The sequence below is a fragment of the Burkholderia sp. SCN-KJ genome, assembly GCF_024656005.1.
GTDB lineage: Bacteria > Pseudomonadota > Gammaproteobacteria > Burkholderiales > Burkholderiaceae > Burkholderia.
Map to the genome: position 1 here is coordinate 266307 of NZ_JANKOG010000006.1, position 16909 is coordinate 283215.

At 67.6% G+C, this 16909-nt stretch carries 18 protein-coding genes and 1 pseudogene; 13 read left to right on the forward strand and 6 right to left on the reverse strand.

The window, feature by feature from the left end; translation table 11 throughout:
* The first annotated feature begins 161 nt into the window (after positions 1 to 161).
* The gene (locus tag NQV17_RS12790) at positions 162 to 614 is read left to right on the forward strand and encodes a type VI secretion system amidase immunity protein Tai4 (RefSeq protein WP_257772557.1); all 453 of its coding nucleotides are present in this window, start codon (positions 162 to 164) and stop codon (positions 612 to 614) included.
* A 54-nt stretch (positions 615 to 668) separates the two neighbouring features.
* On the opposite strand, the gene NQV17_RS12795 is transcribed toward NQV17_RS12790, so the two are convergent.
* On the reverse strand, positions 669 to 1460 hold the full coding sequence (locus NQV17_RS12795) for an IclR family transcriptional regulator (RefSeq protein ID WP_257772558.1): 792 nt from the start codon (positions 1458 to 1460) through the stop codon (positions 669 to 671).
* 160 nt (positions 1461 to 1620) lie between these two features.
* On the opposite strand from NQV17_RS12795, the gene NQV17_RS12800 reads away from it, so the two are divergent.
* The 5 genes from NQV17_RS12800 to NQV17_RS12820 all read left to right on the forward strand — a co-directional run bounded on the left by NQV17_RS12800 (position 1621) and on the right by NQV17_RS12820 (position 6013).
* Positions 1621 to 2397 (forward strand): ABC transporter substrate-binding protein, encoded by a 777-nt coding sequence (locus NQV17_RS12800; protein ID WP_257772559.1) that lies wholly within the window; start codon positions 1621 to 1623, stop codon positions 2395 to 2397.
* Between the two features lie 88 nt (positions 2398 to 2485).
* Positions 2486 to 3142 carry an amino acid ABC transporter permease gene (locus NQV17_RS12805; protein WP_257772560.1) on the forward strand — a complete coding sequence of 219 codons (657 nt, stop codon included), beginning with the start codon at positions 2486 to 2488 and terminating at the stop codon, positions 3140 to 3142.
* On the forward strand, positions 3139 to 3894 hold the full coding sequence (locus NQV17_RS12810; protein WP_257772561.1) for an amino acid ABC transporter ATP-binding protein: 756 nt from the start codon (positions 3139 to 3141) through the stop codon (positions 3892 to 3894). The genes NQV17_RS12805 and NQV17_RS12810 overlap by 4 nt, the downstream gene beginning before the upstream one ends.
* Complete coding sequence (locus tag NQV17_RS12815) at positions 3891 to 5201, forward strand: FAD-binding oxidoreductase (protein ID WP_257772562.1); 1311 nt, start codon at positions 3891 to 3893, stop codon at positions 5199 to 5201. Before NQV17_RS12810 ends, NQV17_RS12815 begins: the two co-directional genes overlap by 4 nt.
* Before the next feature lie 80 nt (positions 5202 to 5281).
* On the forward strand, positions 5282 to 6013 hold the full coding sequence (locus NQV17_RS12820) for a class I SAM-dependent methyltransferase (protein ID WP_257772563.1): 732 nt from the start codon (positions 5282 to 5284) through the stop codon (positions 6011 to 6013).
* Between the two features lie 23 nt (positions 6014 to 6036).
* Here NQV17_RS12820 and NQV17_RS12825 read toward each other — a convergent pair whose 3' ends face one another.
* Positions 6037 to 7455: a cytochrome-c peroxidase gene (locus tag NQV17_RS12825; protein ID WP_257772564.1), complete on the reverse strand. Its 1419-nt coding sequence runs from the start codon at positions 7453 to 7455 to the stop codon at positions 6037 to 6039.
* A 111-nt stretch (positions 7456 to 7566) separates the two neighbouring features.
* Positions 7567 to 9240 (reverse strand): phospholipase C, encoded by a 1674-nt coding sequence (locus NQV17_RS12830; protein ID WP_257772565.1) that lies wholly within the window; start codon positions 9238 to 9240, stop codon positions 7567 to 7569.
* Positions 9241 to 9637: 397 nt separating this feature from the next.
* Between NQV17_RS12830 and NQV17_RS12835 the strand changes: the two are divergent.
* Positions 9638 to 10494: pseudogene (locus NQV17_RS12835) on the forward strand (EamA family transporter).
* A gap of 48 nt (positions 10495 to 10542) precedes the next feature.
* Here the strand turns inward: NQV17_RS12835 and NQV17_RS12840 are convergent.
* Positions 10543 to 11016, reverse strand: a complete 474-nt coding sequence (locus NQV17_RS12840) for an Lrp/AsnC family transcriptional regulator (RefSeq protein ID WP_044843065.1) — start codon at positions 11014 to 11016, stop codon at positions 10543 to 10545.
* A 319-nt stretch (positions 11017 to 11335) separates the two neighbouring features.
* Here NQV17_RS12840 and NQV17_RS12845 point away from each other — a divergent pair, with 319 nt between their 5' ends.
* From NQV17_RS12845 to NQV17_RS12870, 6 genes are all read left to right on the forward strand, one after another.
* The gene (locus tag NQV17_RS12845) at positions 11336 to 12721 is read left to right on the forward strand and encodes an amino acid permease (RefSeq protein WP_124484873.1); all 1386 of its coding nucleotides are present in this window, start codon (positions 11336 to 11338) and stop codon (positions 12719 to 12721) included.
* 43 nt (positions 12722 to 12764) lie between these two features.
* The gene (locus NQV17_RS12850; protein ID WP_257772566.1) at positions 12765 to 13967 is read left to right on the forward strand and encodes an amino acid aminotransferase; all 1203 of its coding nucleotides are present in this window, start codon (positions 12765 to 12767) and stop codon (positions 13965 to 13967) included.
* Between the two features lie 130 nt (positions 13968 to 14097).
* Positions 14098 to 14496, forward strand: a complete 399-nt coding sequence (locus tag NQV17_RS12855) for a DUF488 domain-containing protein (protein ID WP_257772567.1) — start codon at positions 14098 to 14100, stop codon at positions 14494 to 14496.
* Positions 14497 to 14599: 103 nt separating this feature from the next.
* Complete coding sequence (locus tag NQV17_RS12860) at positions 14600 to 14890, forward strand: DUF1488 domain-containing protein (RefSeq protein WP_257772568.1); 291 nt, start codon at positions 14600 to 14602, stop codon at positions 14888 to 14890.
* A gap of 16 nt (positions 14891 to 14906) precedes the next feature.
* Positions 14907 to 15146 (forward strand): UDP-glucose 4-epimerase, encoded by a 240-nt coding sequence (locus tag NQV17_RS12865; RefSeq protein ID WP_124519488.1) that lies wholly within the window; start codon positions 14907 to 14909, stop codon positions 15144 to 15146.
* Between the two features lie 168 nt (positions 15147 to 15314).
* The gene (locus NQV17_RS12870) at positions 15315 to 15668 is read left to right on the forward strand and encodes a metal ABC transporter ATPase (protein WP_257772569.1); all 354 of its coding nucleotides are present in this window, start codon (positions 15315 to 15317) and stop codon (positions 15666 to 15668) included.
* A gap of 20 nt (positions 15669 to 15688) precedes the next feature.
* Here NQV17_RS12870 and NQV17_RS12875 read toward each other — a convergent pair whose 3' ends face one another.
* The gene (locus NQV17_RS12875; RefSeq protein ID WP_257772570.1) at positions 15689 to 16468 is read right to left on the reverse strand and encodes a helix-turn-helix domain-containing protein; all 780 of its coding nucleotides are present in this window, start codon (positions 16466 to 16468) and stop codon (positions 15689 to 15691) included.
* A 17-nt stretch (positions 16469 to 16485) separates the two neighbouring features.
* Entirely contained in the window at positions 16486 to 16893 is a 408-nt protein-coding gene (locus tag NQV17_RS12880; RefSeq protein ID WP_257772571.1) for a response regulator transcription factor, read from the reverse strand.
* Between the last annotated feature and the right edge of the window lie 16 nt (positions 16894 to 16909).

Genomic DNA, 16909 nt, shown 5'->3' on the forward strand with positions numbered 1-16909 from the left:
CGCGGCACGGACAGGGGGTGACCGAGGGGGAGCATGCGGCCTCAATGCGCAAGGCTACGCCCCGCCCCGCTGTTCAACGGGCGGACGTGTCACGATCATTGTTACTTCAACGAACCGGGCGCGCGGTATCGTACCGATCGCGCCAATTTTTGGAGTCTGTCATGAGGGGAGCCTGGGTCGCTGCCGCGTTGGTGTGCATCGCGCTTCAACCGGAGATGGGTGTGGCGAAAAACGCCGCACCGGCCTCCCCAGAGTCCGGTTCACGGACTTATCTCCAGAATTTCAAGGACATGGCGCTCTCGGAGTGCCTCGCTACCGCGTACAAGCAGGAACCCGGCGTGAGCAAGGACATCGGCAGCAGTACCAGCGCGTTGCGCGACTGGACCTACTACGACATGGAACGTGCGCCGGATGTCATTCACGCGCTGGTCGCGAAGTATCTGGCCCGCGACTATCGGAATCCGGTCGTCGAATCGGAAGTCGGGGACGTGAAATTCGACTTCCTGAAGTGCATCGATCTGTATCACGGCAAGGAACTGGACGCCGCCGCGAAGCAGCTCGTATTACGCCCGAACAGCACCTATCGGACCGAGCATTCGCCGAAGCCGCAGTAGCGATAAGACGCCGTTGCGCAATGCAACGGCGCGCCCGATGCCGTTTCGCCGACGCTATTCAAGCGTCCGGATCGAATTGCTGATTCCGCGCGCGCAGTCGATCACCGCCGGCGCGAGCTTGCGGCGCGCATCGTCGAACGTCCAGCGGCTCGTCGGCGCGACCACGTGCACGGCCGCGACCGGCTGCCCCTGGCTGCCGAGCACGGGCGCGGCAATCGACATGTCCCCGATGAACAGTTCTTCCTGGTTGGTCGCGTAGCCTTCGCGCCGTGCACCGTCGAGCAATGCGACGAGCTCGTCGAGCGCCGTGACCGTACGCGGCGTATGCGGCGTACGCACCATGCCGTCGAGCCGCACACGCGCTTCTTCCGGCGGCAACGCGCTCAGGAATGCACGGCCGCTGCCGGTGCAGTACATCGGGATACGGCTGCCGATCGGCATGTGGATCGGCACGAACTTCGTCGATACGAAACGCGCGACGTACACCATTTCGTCGTCGTCCGGCTCGGTGAGATTGGTGGTCTCGCCGGTCAGGTTCGTGAGCTCGGACAGGAACGGATTCGCGACGTCGATCAACGTATCGGCCGCGAGATAGTTGAAGCCGATCCGCATCACGTGCGGCGTGAGCTGGAAACGCCGCGTGACCGGATGCTTGCGGATGTAGCCGAGCTGCTCAAGCGTATAGACCATCCGCTGCGCGGAGCTTTTCGTGATCCCTGCCGCGTCGGCCACTTCCGCCAGCGTCATCGTGCGCCGCTTCGCGCTGAACGCGCGCAGCACGTTGAGCCCTTTTTCCAGCGACTGATTGAACAGCAGATCGTTTGATTGATCGGGTGACGTTTCCATGGCGAGGGGCGGGAGCGATTCGATATCACATCCTATCGTATCGCATATCGATACGCAAAAATCTTTTCGCGATATTTTTGATTCGTTTTAAGATCGGGTCATCGTCGCAGTGTCGATCCGCGGCCGGCCGACGCACCGGGTTAATCGAGAAGGAGACGTCATGGTTTCGTTCATCAAGCGGTTCGGCGCACTGGCCGCCGGTTTCGCCACCTGTATCGCACTCTCCACGGCTTCGGCGAGCGCCGTTGCGGCCGAGCCCACGCTGAAGGTCGGCGCGACGGCCACCGGCGTGCCGTTCACGTTTCTCGACGTCAAGAGCAATTCGATCCAGGGGATGATGGTCGACGCGATCACCGCGGCCGGGAAGTCGGCCGGGTTTCGCGTCGACGTGCAGCAGACCGTGTTCTCGGCGCTGATCCCGTCGCTCACCACGCAGAAGATCGACATCATCTCGGCCGCGATGCTCAAGACGCCGGCGCGCCAGCAGGTCGTCGATTTCTCCGACACCGTCTACTCGTTCGGCGAAGGCCTGATCGTGAAGGCCGACGACCCGGGCCGCTATACGTCGATGGACGATTTCAAGGGGCAGGTGGTCGGCGCGCAGGTCGGCACCGCGTTCGTCGATGCGCTCAACAAGAAGGGCATCTTCCAGGAAGTCCGGACCTACGATTCGATCGCCGACATCATGCGCGACGTCGCACTCGGGCGCATCAAGGCCGGCTTCGCCGACCAGCCGATCGTCGCGTACCAGATCGAGCACGGCGTCAATCGCCAGGTGCGGCTCGTGCCCGAATACCAGAGCGTGGTGAAGGGGCAGGTCTGCTTCATCGTGCGCAAAGGCGACAACGCGACGCTCGAACAGCTCAACGGCGCGATCCGCAAGATGAAGAGCGACGGCACGCTGCAGCAGATCCTGCAGAAGTGGCACATGAGCTGAGCACCGGCGCCCGATTCCCGTCCGGCATCGCCCGCGCGTCGCGGGCATCCATCGCGGCGCGCCGTTCGGGCGTCGCATAGGAGACCTCATGTTTTTTCAGAACGCGATCGATTTCCTGCCGATCCTGCTGAAGGGCGCGGTGGTCACCGTCGAGATCACGGCATGCGCGTTCGTGCTCAGCTCGGTGCTCGGACTGATCCTCGCGCTGATGAAAGTGTCGCGCAACCGGGCGGTGTCGACGGCCGGCAGCACGATCGTCAACGTGATCCGCGGGCTGCCGATCATCGTGCAGCTGTTCTACATGTACTTCGTGCTGCCCGATCTCGGCGTGCAACTGTCGGCGTTCCAGGCCGGCGTGCTCGGCCTTGGCATCGCGTATTCGGCGTACCAGGCCGAGAACTTCCGCGCGGGCATCGAGGCGATCGATCGCGGCCAGATCGAAGCCGCGCACGCGATCGGCATGCGCGGCCCGATGATCATGCGGCGCGTGGTGCTGCCGCAGGCGTTCCGCATCGCGTTGCCGCCGTACGGCAATACGCTCGTGATGCTGCTGAAGGATTCATCGGTCGCGTCGACGATCACGGTCGCGGAAATCACGCGTGCCGGCCAGCTGATCGCGTCGTCGACGTTCCAGAACATGAGCGTCTACACGCTCGTTGCGCTGCTGTATCTCGCGCTCGGCCTGCCGCTGATGTTCGGCGTGAACCGGCTCGGCAAGCGGCTCGCACTGAGGAGGGGCGCATGATCAGGATCGAATCGATACACAAGCGGTTTCAGCAACACGCGGTGCTGAAGGGCGTGAGCCTCGACGTGCAGCAGGGTGAAGTCGTGTGCCTGATCGGGCCGTCCGGTTCCGGCAAGTCGACCGTGCTGCGCTGTATCAACGGTTTCGAGACCTACGACGAAGGGTCGATCACGATCGACGGCGTGAAGGTCGACGCACATTCGACGCGCATCCACGAGCTCCGGATGCGCGTCGGCATGGTGTTCCAGCGCTTCAACCTGTTCGCGCACCGCACGGCGCTCGAGAACGTGATGGAAGGGCCGGTGCACGTGCGTCGCAGGCCGGCCGCGCAAGCGCGCGAGCAGGCCCGCGCGCTGCTCGACAAGGTCGGGCTCGCGCACCGGATGAATGCGTATCCGTCGGAGCTGTCGGGCGGCCAGCAGCAGCGCGTCGCGATCGCACGCGCGCTCGCGATGGAGCCGCAGGCGATCCTGTTCGACGAGCCGACGTCGGCGCTCGACCCCGAACTCGTCGGCGAAGTGCTCGGCGTGATGCGCGGGCTCGCCCGCGACGGGATGACGATGGTGGTCGTCACGCACGAGATGGCGTTCGCACGCGAGGTGGCCGATCGCGTGTGCTTCCTGCACGACGGCACCATTTGCGAAAGCGGGCCGGCGCGCGCCGTGCTGACGCAGCCGACGCATCCCCGCACGCAGGAATTCCTGCGCCGCCTGCTGGCGTCGGACGGCGCCGACAACCCGGATCGAACATGAGTGCAACGAACGCGGCACCCGGATGGCCCGACTCGCCGTGGCCGGATTCGCTATGGGCGGCGACCGCCGCGCCGGCACCCGATACGCCGGCGCTCGACGCGTCCGTGTCGTGCGACGTGGCGATTGTCGGCGCCGGCTTCACGGGCCTGTCGACCGCACTTCACCTGGCCGAGCGCGGCGTGAACGTTCGCGTGATCGACGGCGCGCAGCCGGGCTGGGGTGCGTCGGGCCGCAACGGCGGGCAGGTAATTCCCGGGCTGAAATACGACCCGGACGAACTGGTGCGCCAGTTCGGCGATGCGGCCGGCGAGCAGCTTGCCGGCATCGTCGGCGGCGCGGCCGACACCGTGTTCGACCTGATCGCGCGGCATGCGATCGACTGCGATGCGCGTCGCCACGGCTGGATCCAGCCGGCGCCGACCGCCGCGATGCTCGACACGGTCGCACGCCGGGCGCAGCAATGGGCCGCGCGCGGTGCACCGGTCGAGGTGCTCGGCCGCGACGACGTCGCGCGACGGCTCGGCACGCATGCGTATGCGGGTGGCTGGATCGATCGCCGCGCGGGCAGCGTGCAGCCGCTCAGCTATACGCGCGGCCTGGTGCGCGCCGCGCAGGCGAGCGGGGCCGTCGTGCATGGCTCGACCCGCGCCGTCGGGCTGACGCGCGTCGACGGCCGCTGGCGGATCGCGACGTCGGGCGGCGCGACGCTGTCCGCCCAGCGCGTCGTGATCGCGACCAACGGCTACACGGACGGGCTGTGGCCCGGCTTGCGCCAGTCGGTGATCGCCGCGAACAGTTTCATCGTCGCGACGGAACCGCTCGCGCCGGAGCTTGGTCGCGACATCCTCTCCGGCGGCGAGGTCGCATCGGATGCGCGGCGTCTGCTGCTGTACTTCCGCCGTGACGCCGCCGGGCGCCTGCTGATGGGCGGCCGCGGCCCGTTCGCCGAACCGCGTGCGCCGGGCGACTGGCGCCATCTCGAGCGCGCGACGACGCTGCTGTATCCGCAACTGAAGGGCGTCCGGTTCGAATACCGCTGGGCGGGGCGCGTCGCGATCACCGCGGATTTCCTGCCGCACGTGCACGAGCCCGCGCCGGGCGTGACGATCGCGCTCGGCTACAACGGCCGCGGTATCGCGATGGCGACGACGCTCGGCAAACATCTGGCCGCGCATCTGTCGGGCGATGCGCAACTGCCGCTGCCGTTCCGGGTCACGCCGATCAGGCCGATTCCATTGCACGGGCTGCAGCGCTTCTATATCGCGGCCGGGGTCGCCTGGTATCGTCTGCTCGACAGCCTGTCCTGACGCCGGCGTGAGGGGCGGGTCGCCATCCATCGTTCGATCGGGCAGAATCGGCCTGCTGCCTTTCCACCGACGGACGCCGCATGACGGACCCGACCGAACCTCCCGCCCGCCGCGCTTACGCGACCTTCGCGCAACGCTACGCGGACATCGCGCCGACCAAGGCGCACAACGCGCTCTACGAGCGTCCGGCGACGCTGGCCCTGCTCGGCGACGCCGACGGCCTGACGGTGCTTGACGCCGGCTGCGGGCCCGGCATCTGCAGTGCGCATCTCGCGCGCCACGGCGCGACCGTCCACGCATTCGACATCACGCCCGAGATGGTCGCGCTCGCGCAAACGCGCTGCGCAGGCCTCACGGTCGACGTCGTGGAGGGCGACCTGGAGGCGCCGCTCGCGTGGCTGCCCGACGCGTCGGTCGACAAGGTGCTGTGCTCGCTCGCGCTCGACTACGTGCACGACCTCGCACCGACGCTGCGTGAATTCAGACGCGTCGCACGGCCCGGCGGGACGCTCGTGTTCTCGATGGCGCACCCGATGCGCGACTGGATGGACGAGCGCACACGCGGGGACGCCACGTACTTCGATACGAGCCGTTTCGGCTTCCACTGGTCGGGTTTCGGCGAACCGAAGCCCTATGTCGAAGCGTGGCGCCGGCCGCTTGCCGACATCCTGAACGCGCTCGCCGACGCAGGCTGGCGGCTCGACCGGTTCGTCGAACCGACGCCGCTGCCCGAGATGAAGGCCGTGTCGGAGCGGCTCCATGCGGAGCTGTCGCTGGCGCCGGCGTTCCTCTGCATCCGCGCGCAGCGCTGACCAGACGGGCGGCGGGCCAGCCGTCAGCGTGCCGGCTCGTCGGTCAGCGTGCCGAGAAACGCTTCGATATCCTTGATGTCCTGCTCGTTCATCGCGGGCTTGTCGCCGGGCTTGCGATCGAACGGTGCGTCCGTCACGTCGACGTTCGCGCGGTACTTCGCCGGGATGTCGTCGTACACGTCGACCTTGCCGTCCGCGCCGCGCGGATAGAACTTCTGCGGCGAGATGCTGCGCTCGTTGTAGAACGCCATCACCTGGTCGAGCGTATGGAACACGCCGTTGTGGAAGAACACGTGGCGCGTCGCCGCGTTGCGCAGCGTCGGCGTGAGGAACATCGCGCAGTACTGCGTCTGGTCCTTCAGGTCCTCGCGGAACGGCCCGCACACGCCGAGATCGTAGAACGCCGGGTTGCGGTTCTGCGCGAGCGCCTTGTTGCGCGGCGCGCCGAGCGCCTCGTACTGGTAGTCGGTAAACATCGGCGGCAAGCCGTCCTTGCCGGGCTTCGACAGGTGGCAGCCCGCGCAATTCGCCTTGTCCGGATCGTTGAAGAGTCTCAGCCCGCGCAACTCGGCCTGCGTCAGGCGCGCGCGACCTTCGAGCCAGCGATCGTACTTGCTGTTGTACGGATGGAACGACGGATCCTCGACCTGATAGCGCGCGATCGCGAACATGGCCTCCGACACCGCGAGCTGCGGCGTGGAGAACACGCGCGGCCCGAACAGCTGCTCGAACTGCGCGCGATGCGGCGACTGCGCGAGCTTGCGCGCGACGTCGTCGATGCTCGCATTGGCCATCTCGACCGGATTCAGCAGCGGCCCGAACGCTTGCTGCTGCAACGTATCGGCGCGGCCGTCCCAGAACATCCCGCCTTGCGGCACGAGTTGCGGCGCGGCCGACGTGCCGGCCACCTTCTGCGCCTTGACGACGCCGGCGGCCGACGCGGCCTGCTGTGCGACGCTCGGCGCGGCGTCGTTTTCGCCGGCATCGGGGCCGATGCTGAAGTTGGGCTGGCGATACAGGTACATCAGCGACGGCGGCGGGCGGTAGCCCTGCTGCGTCATCGCGAGGCCGCCCGGCTGCACGTCGAGCCCGTTCGGCGGCCCGTACGCATGATCGGGGCTATGGCACGACGCGCACGACTGCTTGCCGGATGCCGACAGCGACGGATCGGCGAACAGCGCGCGCCCGAGCTGCGCGACCGCCGACAACGGCTGCGCGGCCGGGCGCTGCAGCACGACCGGATGCGGATTCGCGCCCGTCCAGCCGGCGACGACGTCGCCGATCGCCGCCGGCGTACGGGCCGGAAACGCGATCGCGAACGCGCCGTAACCGAGCACGGCCGCGCCGAGCGCGAACGCCGCGCGGCGCAGCATGCGGGCAGGGGAACGCGGCGCGGCGGCGCCGGATGCGTCGGGAGACGGGAACGCGGGGCGAGCTGTCATGCTGTCGGTGGAAAATCGGGCACCGCGTGAAAGCGGCGCGTTAAACGGAAACGGCCGGCGCACGATGCGCCGGCCTGCTGTTGCCTGCTGCGACCGGTTACGCGATGCCGGTCAGATCGACGGCGCCGCGCTCAGCACCGTGCCTTGCGCCGGATCGAGATACAGCGGCGCCGTGTTCGGCTTCGACGAGAAGTCGAACAGCCCGCGCAGGTCGCCGGCCGTCGCATCGAACGAACCGCCGCCGATGCGCTGGCCGCCGAGCCAGTTGTCCTCGATGAAGCGCACGACGGACGCCTGGTCGATCAACGTGTGGTCGACGTAGTTCTGCTTCGCGTACGGCGAGATCACGACCAGCGGGATGCGCACACCCGGGCCGCAGCGGCCGTTCACCGTGCCGCCGTTCACGCCGGTGGTGCCGCCCGAGCCGCACTTGCCGTTGCCGTTCACCTGGTCGACCGCGTCGGACGACGCGCGGGTCGGTGCCGTGTACGCGTGGTCGTACCAGCCGTCCGAGTCGTCATAGGTGACGATCACGGCCGTGTTCTGCCAGTCGGGCTGCTGCTGCAGGAAGTTGACGACCTTCGTCACGAACGCCTGCTCGTCGAGCGGATCCGAGTAGCCGGCGTGCGCATCCTGCGCGGCCGGCGCCTTCAGGAAGCTGACCGACGGGAAGTTGCCGGCCTTCACGGCCGCGAAGAAGTCGTCGGTGTCGTACTGGTGGTTCGCCGGTTCGGCCGTCTTGCCGTCGGCTTCGAAGCTCGAGCCGATCGCCGCGACCGCGCTCGGGCGCGTGTGCTGCGGGTTCGCGGTCGACGCGTAGTACTGGAACCAGTTGTGGTGCGGGATGTAGTCGGTCGTCGCCGCGTTCACGGCGGTGGCGACCGTGCTGCGGCTGCAGCCGGTCGTGCCGTTGCTGTTGGTCGTCGACAGGTTGAAGCCGCCCATGAAGCCGCCCCACGTGATCTTCGCGCCGTTCAGCAGGTCGCCGATGTTCTTGCCGCTCATCATCGCCTGGTCGGTCGTGCTCGAGCACACGTCGAAGCCCGGGTCGACGTCGTTGATCATCGTGAAGCCGCCCTGGCCGTCGTTGATGTAGTACGAGGTGGCGGCGAGCGTCGACGGCTGCTTCGACGTCTTGACGATCTGCATCCCGTTGGTCTGGCCCGACACGACGTTCAGCGCGCCCGGCGTCGACGGGCCGTAGACCGTCGTGTACGCGTTGTCGCTCATCGCGAAGCGCTGCGCGTAGTTCCACAGCGCGGTCACCGTGTTGCCGTCGAAGTAGCCCATCACCTGGCCCTTCGTGCCGAACGCGCCGGCGCCGCCGGACGAACCCTTGCCGGTGTACTTCGGGAACAGGTCGGCGAGGCCGTTGTCCTCGGCCTGCTGCTCGGCCGTGTACGCGTGGTTCTGGTCGGCGGTCGCGGCCTGTGTGCGGTCGAGGCGGAACGGGTTCGCGGCGTCGGTGCCGTTGGCCGTGTTCGTGAAGTTCGGGTTCGCGGTGAGCAGCGTGCCCGTCAGCCCGTTGATCGTCGGCGTGCCGGGCTTCGCGTTGAAGGCCGGTTCGCCGGACGGGTTCGACGCGTTCGGGTAGGTACCGAAGTAGTGGTCGAACGACACGTTTTCGCCGTAGATCACGACGACGTGCTTGATCGGCGTGGCGGTCTGCAGCGCGTCCTGCGACGACACGGCGGGCGTCGACGTGGGATCGTCGCTGCCGCCGCAGGCGAACAGCGCAAGCGCCGCGGCTGCGCAGGCGGTGACGAGCAAGGCTTGACGGAACATCGGGAAACTCCAGGTAGGCTTTCGACGGTGAAGATCGGCCCCGTCGCCGTGTCGGTCCGGCGCGGAACGCGATAAAGCACCGGCATTGAAGCAGTTCGGTATGAAGATATGGGGGCGGACCGGTTTCGCGACGGTTGCGCCTCGGTATCGATTCCATTACGGCGCGACGCGGCGCGAAAGAAAGCGGAAAGGGGCCACGCGGATGCAACCTGGGCGACACATTCGGCGGCGCGCACGGTCACGGCCGCGCATGCCGCGCGGGGCGGGCGGCAGCGCGCGGCGGGCCGGTTCGCGGGGTGCCGGGCCGCGTTCTTTTTTGACAATCGTGTGACGCATTCATACGATGGTTGGCCCGCGGCGACGTTTTCGCGTTGCCGGCCGTCCGCGAGTAATCAACGTGCCGATTCCCGTTCTGTTTGCCGTCCTGTGCGCCGCCTTCCTGCATGCGTCGTGGAATGCGCTCGTGCGCAGCAGCGGCGACCGGTTGCGCTCGGCCACGGTGCTGCAGATCGCGATCGGGCTGTTCGCGCTGCTGTTCCTGCCGGCCGCCGCGCCGATCACGCCGGCGAGCTGGGCCTGCGTCGTCGCATCGGCGGTGCTCCACGTCGTCTATACGCTGCTGCTGGTGCGCGCTTACGAGCACGGCGACCTGAGCGTCGCGTATCCGGTCGCACGCGGCACCGCGCCGCTGCTCGTCACGCTGGGCGCGGCGGCGTTCGCGGGCGAGCGCCTGAACGCGGGCGCGCAAGGCGGGCTCGTGCTGATCTGCGCCGGCATCATGGCGATCGGGTTGGAGCGCGGCCGCGGCGCGCGGCACCGGATGACGCAGGTGCTGCCGACTGCGTTCGCCACCGGCGTATCGATTGCCGCGTACAGCGTGGTCGACGGGATCGGCGTGCGGGAAAGCGGCAGCACGGTCGGCTATACGGCGTGGATTTCGTGCTGACCGGCTTGCTGATGGCCGCGTACTACCGGCTGCGGGCGGGGCCGCTGCGGCTCGCGCAGGATGTCGGTGAAACGGCGAAGGCCGCATGCGGCGGCGTGTGCGCGGCGCTCGCATACGGGATCGTGATCTGGGCGATGGATCGTGCGCCGATGGGCCCGGTATCGGCGCTGCGCGAAACGAGCGTGGTGTTCGCGGCGCTGATCGCGCGCGTCTATCTCGGCGAGCGGCTGACGCCGCGTCGCGCCGGCGGGTGTCTGGTGATTGCGTGCGGGGCGTTGCTGATCAGCGCGTCCGAAGCGGTGCGCTGAGCGCGGCTGCCGAACCGGGCATCGCCCCGCCGGTCGCGCGGCGCCGCATCAGCCTTCCACCGGCATCGCACTCGTGCACTTGATCTCGTCGAGGCACACGCTCGAATGCACGCCGCTCACGCCGGGAATCCGCATCAGCGTTTCGAGCAGGAACGTGGACAGCCCCTTCAGGTCGCGCGCGACGACCTTCAGCACGTAGTCGATATCGCCCGTCACCGAGAAACACTCCTGGATCTGCGCGAGATCCGACACGAGTTTCTGGAACTTCGAGAGGTCGCGGATATGCCCGCGCTCCATCGTCACGTGCACGAACGCGGTGACGCCGAACCCCAGCGTGTCGGGGCACAGACGGGTTTCGTAACGGCGGATCGCGCCGATCTCCTCCAGCCGGCGATGGCGTCGCAGCGTCTGCGCGGGCGACAGGCCGACGGCCTTCGCCAGGTCGAGGTTCGACGCGCGGCCGTTCTCCTGCAGCACCGACAGCAAGTGGCGATCGATGCGATCGAGAACCGGTTCAGGCATTTTTGTTTCCTCATCTGTCTCCCGCGTGCAATCTTATCTCATAATGTAGGGTTTGCATGAGCCGGTTACGCAACCCGATTTCGCTGTCGCGACGCTAAACTGACGCCGGATTTTCGTGTGCGCCTGCAGCAAGGCGGGAGAGAGCGATGGTTGGTGGCCGGTGTCGCGGGCCAGCCGACAGGAATCGGGGGTCGCCACGCGAAGATTGCAGTCCCCAACCCGGCGGCTCCACGAACGGCCGCCGGCACAGCAAAACAGCGCCCGGCACACCGAGGCGCGCCGCACCGCTTCCGGCGGAGGCGGGCAAAATGGAGAAGACATGGTTTCTGGAAACGAGAAGGACGGCCTGAAGCGGGGGCTGAAGAACCGGCACATCCAGCTGATCGCGCTCGGCGGCGCGCTCGGCACGGGGTTGTTCCTCGGCATCGCGCAGACGATCAAGATGGCCGGCCCGTCCGTGCTGCTCGGCTACGCGGTGGCCGGCGTCGTCGCGTTCTTCATCATGCGCCAGCTCGGCGAGATGGTGGTCGACGAGCCGGTCGCCGGCTCGTTCAGCTACTTCGCCGACAAGTACGTCGGCCACTTCACCGGCTTCCTGTCCGGCTGGAACTACTGGGTGCTGTACATCCTCGTCAGCATGGCCGAGCTGTCGGCCGTCGGGATCTACGTGCAGTACTGGTGGCCCGGCGTGCCGACCTGGGTGTCGGCGCTGGTGTTCTTCGTCGCGATCAACCTGCTGAACCTGGCGAGCGTGAAGTCGTACGGCGAGACGGAATTCTGGTTCTCGATCATCAAGGTCGCCGCGATCGTCGGGATGATCGGCTTCGGCGGCTGGCTGCTCGCGAGCGGCCATGCGGGGCCGGAAGCGAGCGTCGCGAACCTGTGGCAGCACGGCGGCTTCTTCCCGAACGGCGTGTCGGGGCTCGTGATGTCGATGGCGGCGATCATGTTCTCGTTCGGCGGGCTGGAGCTGATCGGCATCACCGCGGCCGAGGCCGACGATCCGAAGCACAGCATTCCGCGCGCGACCAACCAGGTGATCTACCGGATCCTGATTTTCTACATCGGCGCGCTCGCCGTGCTGCTGTCGCTGTATCCGTGGGAAAAGGTCGTCACCGGCGGCAGCCCGTTCGTGCTGATCTTCCACGCGCTGAGCAGCAACCTGGTCGCGAACGTGCTGAACGTGGTCGTGCTGACGGCCGCGCTGTCGGTCTACAACAGCGGCGTGTACAGCAACAGCCGGATGCTGTTCGGCCTCGCGAAGCAGGGCAACGCGCCGAAGGTGCTGTGCTCGGTGAACAAGCGCGGCATTCCGCTCGCCGCGCTCGGCGCGTCGGCGCTCGCCACCGGCGCGTGCGTGCTGGTCAACTACTTCATGCCGGGCAAGGCGTTCGAGGTGCTGATGGGCCTCGTCGTGTCGGCGCTGATCATCAACTGGGCGATGATCACGCTGATCCACCTGAAGTTCCGCCAGGCCAAGCGCATCGCCGGAGAGCAGACTTCGTTCCGCAGTCTGGGCTATCCTTTCACGAATTACCTGTGCCTGGCGTTCATGGCCGGCATTCTCGTCGTGATGTACCTGACGCCGGATCTCCGCCTGTCGGTGTACCTGATTCCCGTATGGCTCGCGGTGCTCGCGGTCGGGTATCGCTTCCGTCAGAAGAATGCGGACTATGTGATGCGCGACGGCGCGTCCGCGCGCTGACACGGGCATCCCGACCATTCTTCCAAACGAGACCGACATAGCCATGTTCGAACACATCGACGCGTACCCGGGCGATCCGATCCTGACGCTCAACGAGAACTTCCAGAAAGATCCGCGCGATCAGAAGGTCAACCTGAGCATCGGCATCTATTTCGATGCCGAAGGCCGGATTCCCGTGATGGGGGCCGTGCGCGAAGCCGAAACCGCGCTGCAGCGCGACCTCGGCCCGAAGCCTTACCTGCCGATGGTCGGCCTCGCCGCGTATCGCGACGCCGTGCAGGCGCTGGTGTTCGGCGCCGATCATCCGGCGCGTGCGGCCGGCCGCATCGCGACCGTGCAGACGCTGGGCGGCTCGGGCGCGCTGAAAGTGGGCGCCGATTTCCTGAAGCGCTACTTCCCGGACGCGCAGGTGTGGCTCAGCGACCCGAGCTGGGAAAACCACCGCTTCATCTTCGAGCGCGCGGGCTTCACGGTGAACACGTACCCGTACTACGACGAAGCGACGGGCGGCCTGAAGTTCGACGCGATGCTCGCGGCGATCGACGCGCTGCCGGCGCGCAGCATCGTATTGCTGCACGCGTGCTGCCATAACCCGACCGGCGTCGATCTCGACGAAGGCCAGTGGGAGAAGCTGATCGACGTGATCGAGGCGCGCGGGCTGCTGCCGTTCGTCGACATGGCGTACCAGGGCTTCGGCGCGGGCCTCGACGCGGACGCGTTCGCCGTGCGCGAACTGGCCCGCCGCGGCGTGCCGGCGCTCGTCGCGAACTCGTTCTCGAAGAACTTCTCGCTGTACGGCGAGCGCGTGGGCGGCCTGAGCGTCGTCTGCGAGGATGCGGCCGCGGCCGAGCGCGTGCTGGGCCAGCTGGCCGGCGCGGTGCGCTCGAACTACAGCAACCCGCAAACCTACGGCGCGAAGGTCGTCGCGACCGTGCTGAACACGCCCGCGCTGCGCAAGCAGTGGGAAGAGGAGCTCGCCGCGATGTGCCGCCGCATCGCGCGGATGCGCCAGTCGATCCACGACGGCCTGCGCGACTACGTCAGCGGCGAAGCGCTCACGCGCTACGTGAAGCAGCGCGGGATGTTCACGTACACGGGCCTGACCGAATCGCAGGTCGATGCGCTGCGCGAAGTGCACGGCGTGTACATCCTGCGTTCGGGCCGCATGTGCGTCGCGGGGCTGAACGATTCGAACGTCGGCATCGTCGCGGATGCGGTCGGCAAGGTGCTGAAGAGCGGCGTCTGACCGGCGCGCTCCCGGGCGCCCGATCGCATCGCATGAACCGGCTGTCTCCCTGCGGAGGCAGCCGGTTTTTTCTTGCGCGGCGGCGGCGCGGCGGTACGATGGCGGATCGAACGCAAGACGAAGGAGCGGCATGGCAATTCGAATCGTACGGCTCGGCACGCCGCGCGCGGCCGGCGAGGGCCCGAGGATCGGCACGGTGCGGCGGCCGCCGCGCGGGGTACCCAAGGCGGAATTCGCATCGCGCAACTACTATGATGTATGGCTGCCGACGCTGTCGCCGAGCCCCGAGCTGGTCGCGCAGGCGCAGGCTGCCGAAACCGACGCCGAATGGCGTGCGTTCACGCGCCACTTCCGCGCGGAAATGGCGCACGGCGACGCACCGAAGGTGCTGGACCTGCTCGCCGCGCTGTCGGCGACGAGCGCGTTCTCGATCGGCTGTTACTGCGAGGACGAGCGCCGCTGCCATCGCAGCGTGCTGCGCGAACTGCTGGCGGAGCGCGGCGCGTCGATCGACGCGGAAGCGGGCTGAGCGCCCGCCGGACGTCGCTTCGTGCGGCGCAGCGAACCGGTTGACGTGGGTCAAGCGTGCGGTGCCGCGGGCCGCTATGCTCATGTCATGAATTGCCCCGACGATGACAGGCGGACAGATGCAGATAGCCTTTCCACCCGAACCGCCCGAATATTGCGCGCGCGATCTGGTCGTCGCGTTTTCGGCGCTGGTCGACGGCCGCTTCGTGCAGTGCGCGATCACGGCCGAAGCACTGGAAGACCATTTCGGTGCGCCGTCGCTGCTGGAACGGGATTTGCTGGATGCGTTCGATGCGCACCGGTCGGCGATCGAGGCGAAGGCACGACAAATGCTCGACGAAATCGGCGGCCGGCCGGTGTTGCTGCACAGTGGTCACTTCCGGATGGACGGCTGATTCCGCAGGAGGACGCATGACACTGCAAGGCACGATTCATGAACGCGACTGGTCGGTCGAGATCGAGACGCGACAGTGCGAATCCGGCGAGTTCCGCTGCCGTGTGTCGGTCGAGCACGGCACGGGGCCGGCGCGCTTTCACCACACGTTCGAGCACAGTCATGCGTATCCCACGGAGCACGAGGCCGCGATCGAAGGGTTGCGGGCCGGGATGACGTGGATCGAAATGAAGGCGTCGCAGACGTTCAGCATGTGAACCGCCTCGCGCCGACGGCGCGCGGAGGCAATGCTGCACGGCAGTGATCGCCGCATCGGTCGTCGCGCCGTGCGACATGCGTGCGGACGGATTCCACGGCGGGCAGGGCAGGGAAACATGGGGCAGGCAATCCGGTCGACGAGCGGCGACCGCGTCAGGAGGAACGACATGGGCGTGGGCATGCAGATCGTCTGCGTCGGATTCGCGGGTTCCGCCGCGCTCGAAGGCGAAGCGGGGGCGCAGCTGGTGCGGCTCGAACGCTTCCGCGCGCGGCTCGACGATTGCCTGCTGGCGATCGAGTCGCGCACGACCGGCGACGGTGGCCGGACCTACGACGTGCGCCTCGAACTGCTCATGCATGATCGCGCGCCGGCGGTGCTGCCGGGCAGCAGCGGCGACGACGTGAACGAGACGATCCGGCGCGTGTTCGCGCAAGCCGAACAGGCGCTGTCCGCCTGGCAGGCCGGCGAACCCGAAGCGGTCGCGCTGCATGCGGCCACGACGGGCGCGGCCGCGCAATGACGCCGGCCGCGCGTCGGGCGTCAGACCTGCGCGAGCGCCTGCGCGTCGAGGATCCGCACGCGCTTGCCGCGCGTTTCGACGAGCGAATCCCGATGGAACCGCGAGAACATCCGGCTGACGGTCTCGAGCTTCATGCCGAGATAGCAGCCGATTTCCTCGCGCGTCATCCGCAGGTTGAATTCCGATGCCGAATAGCCGCGCGCCTCGAAGCGCGCCGACAGGTTCAGCAGGAACTGCGCGACGCGCTGCTCGGCCGACATCGTGCCGAGCAGCAGCATCTGGCTCGATTCACGGACGATCTCGCTGCTCAGCATCTGGTAGAGGAAATGCTGCATCGGCTTCATCTCGCGGCACGCCGCCTCGAGCGCGCCGAACGGGATGATGCACACGACGCTGTCCTCGAGCGCGATCGCGTCGCAGCAGTGCTGGCCGCTGCCGATGCCGTCCATGCCGAGCGTTTCACCGGCGATCTGGAAGCCGGTCACGTGCTCGCGGCCGTCGCGATGCATCATCACCGTCTTGAACGAGCCCGCACGGACTGCATAGATGCTGTGGAACGGGTCGTCGATGCGGAACAGCGCGTCGCCCTGGCGAACCTGCCGGGTCGAGCAGATGATCGCGTCGAGGCGGCCGTACTCGTCCGCAGTCAGGTCGGGCGGCAGGCACATCGAGCGCATCGCGCAGCCCGAGCAGCGCGCGGCCGGGGTTTTGACGGCGTCGGTGCGCGCGACCGCACGAAGCGGAGTCGTTGGCCGAGGCGCGACGGGCGGGGCGGTGGCGCAGGCAATGGCGGTAGACATGAGTCACTCCGGCTCGATCAGGGGTGGTGCGCGCGAGCGTGCACCAGGGATTCGATGACGCGGCATGCGGCGTCGAATTCGGCGGTCTTGTCGAAGAAATAATCGGCGCCGGCCGCCGCGCATGCCTCTCTGAATGCCGCCGCCGAGTGGTTCGTCAGCACGATCGTGACGACGCGCGGCGTGGCCTTCGACAGCATCCCGATCAGGTCGAGACCGCTGCCGTCCGCGAGCCGCAGGTCGACGATCACGACGTCCGCGTGGCTGCTGCGGATGTGCATCCACGCGTCATGGCCGTCTTCCGCTTCGCCGACGACCGCGACGCCGCGGATCGCGCCGACGAGCAGCGCGATCCGTTGCCGGACGGCGATGGCGTGATCGACGAGAAACACCCTGAGCGCGACGGCGGGTGACAGGCTGGCATTCATGCCGGCAGTATCGTGT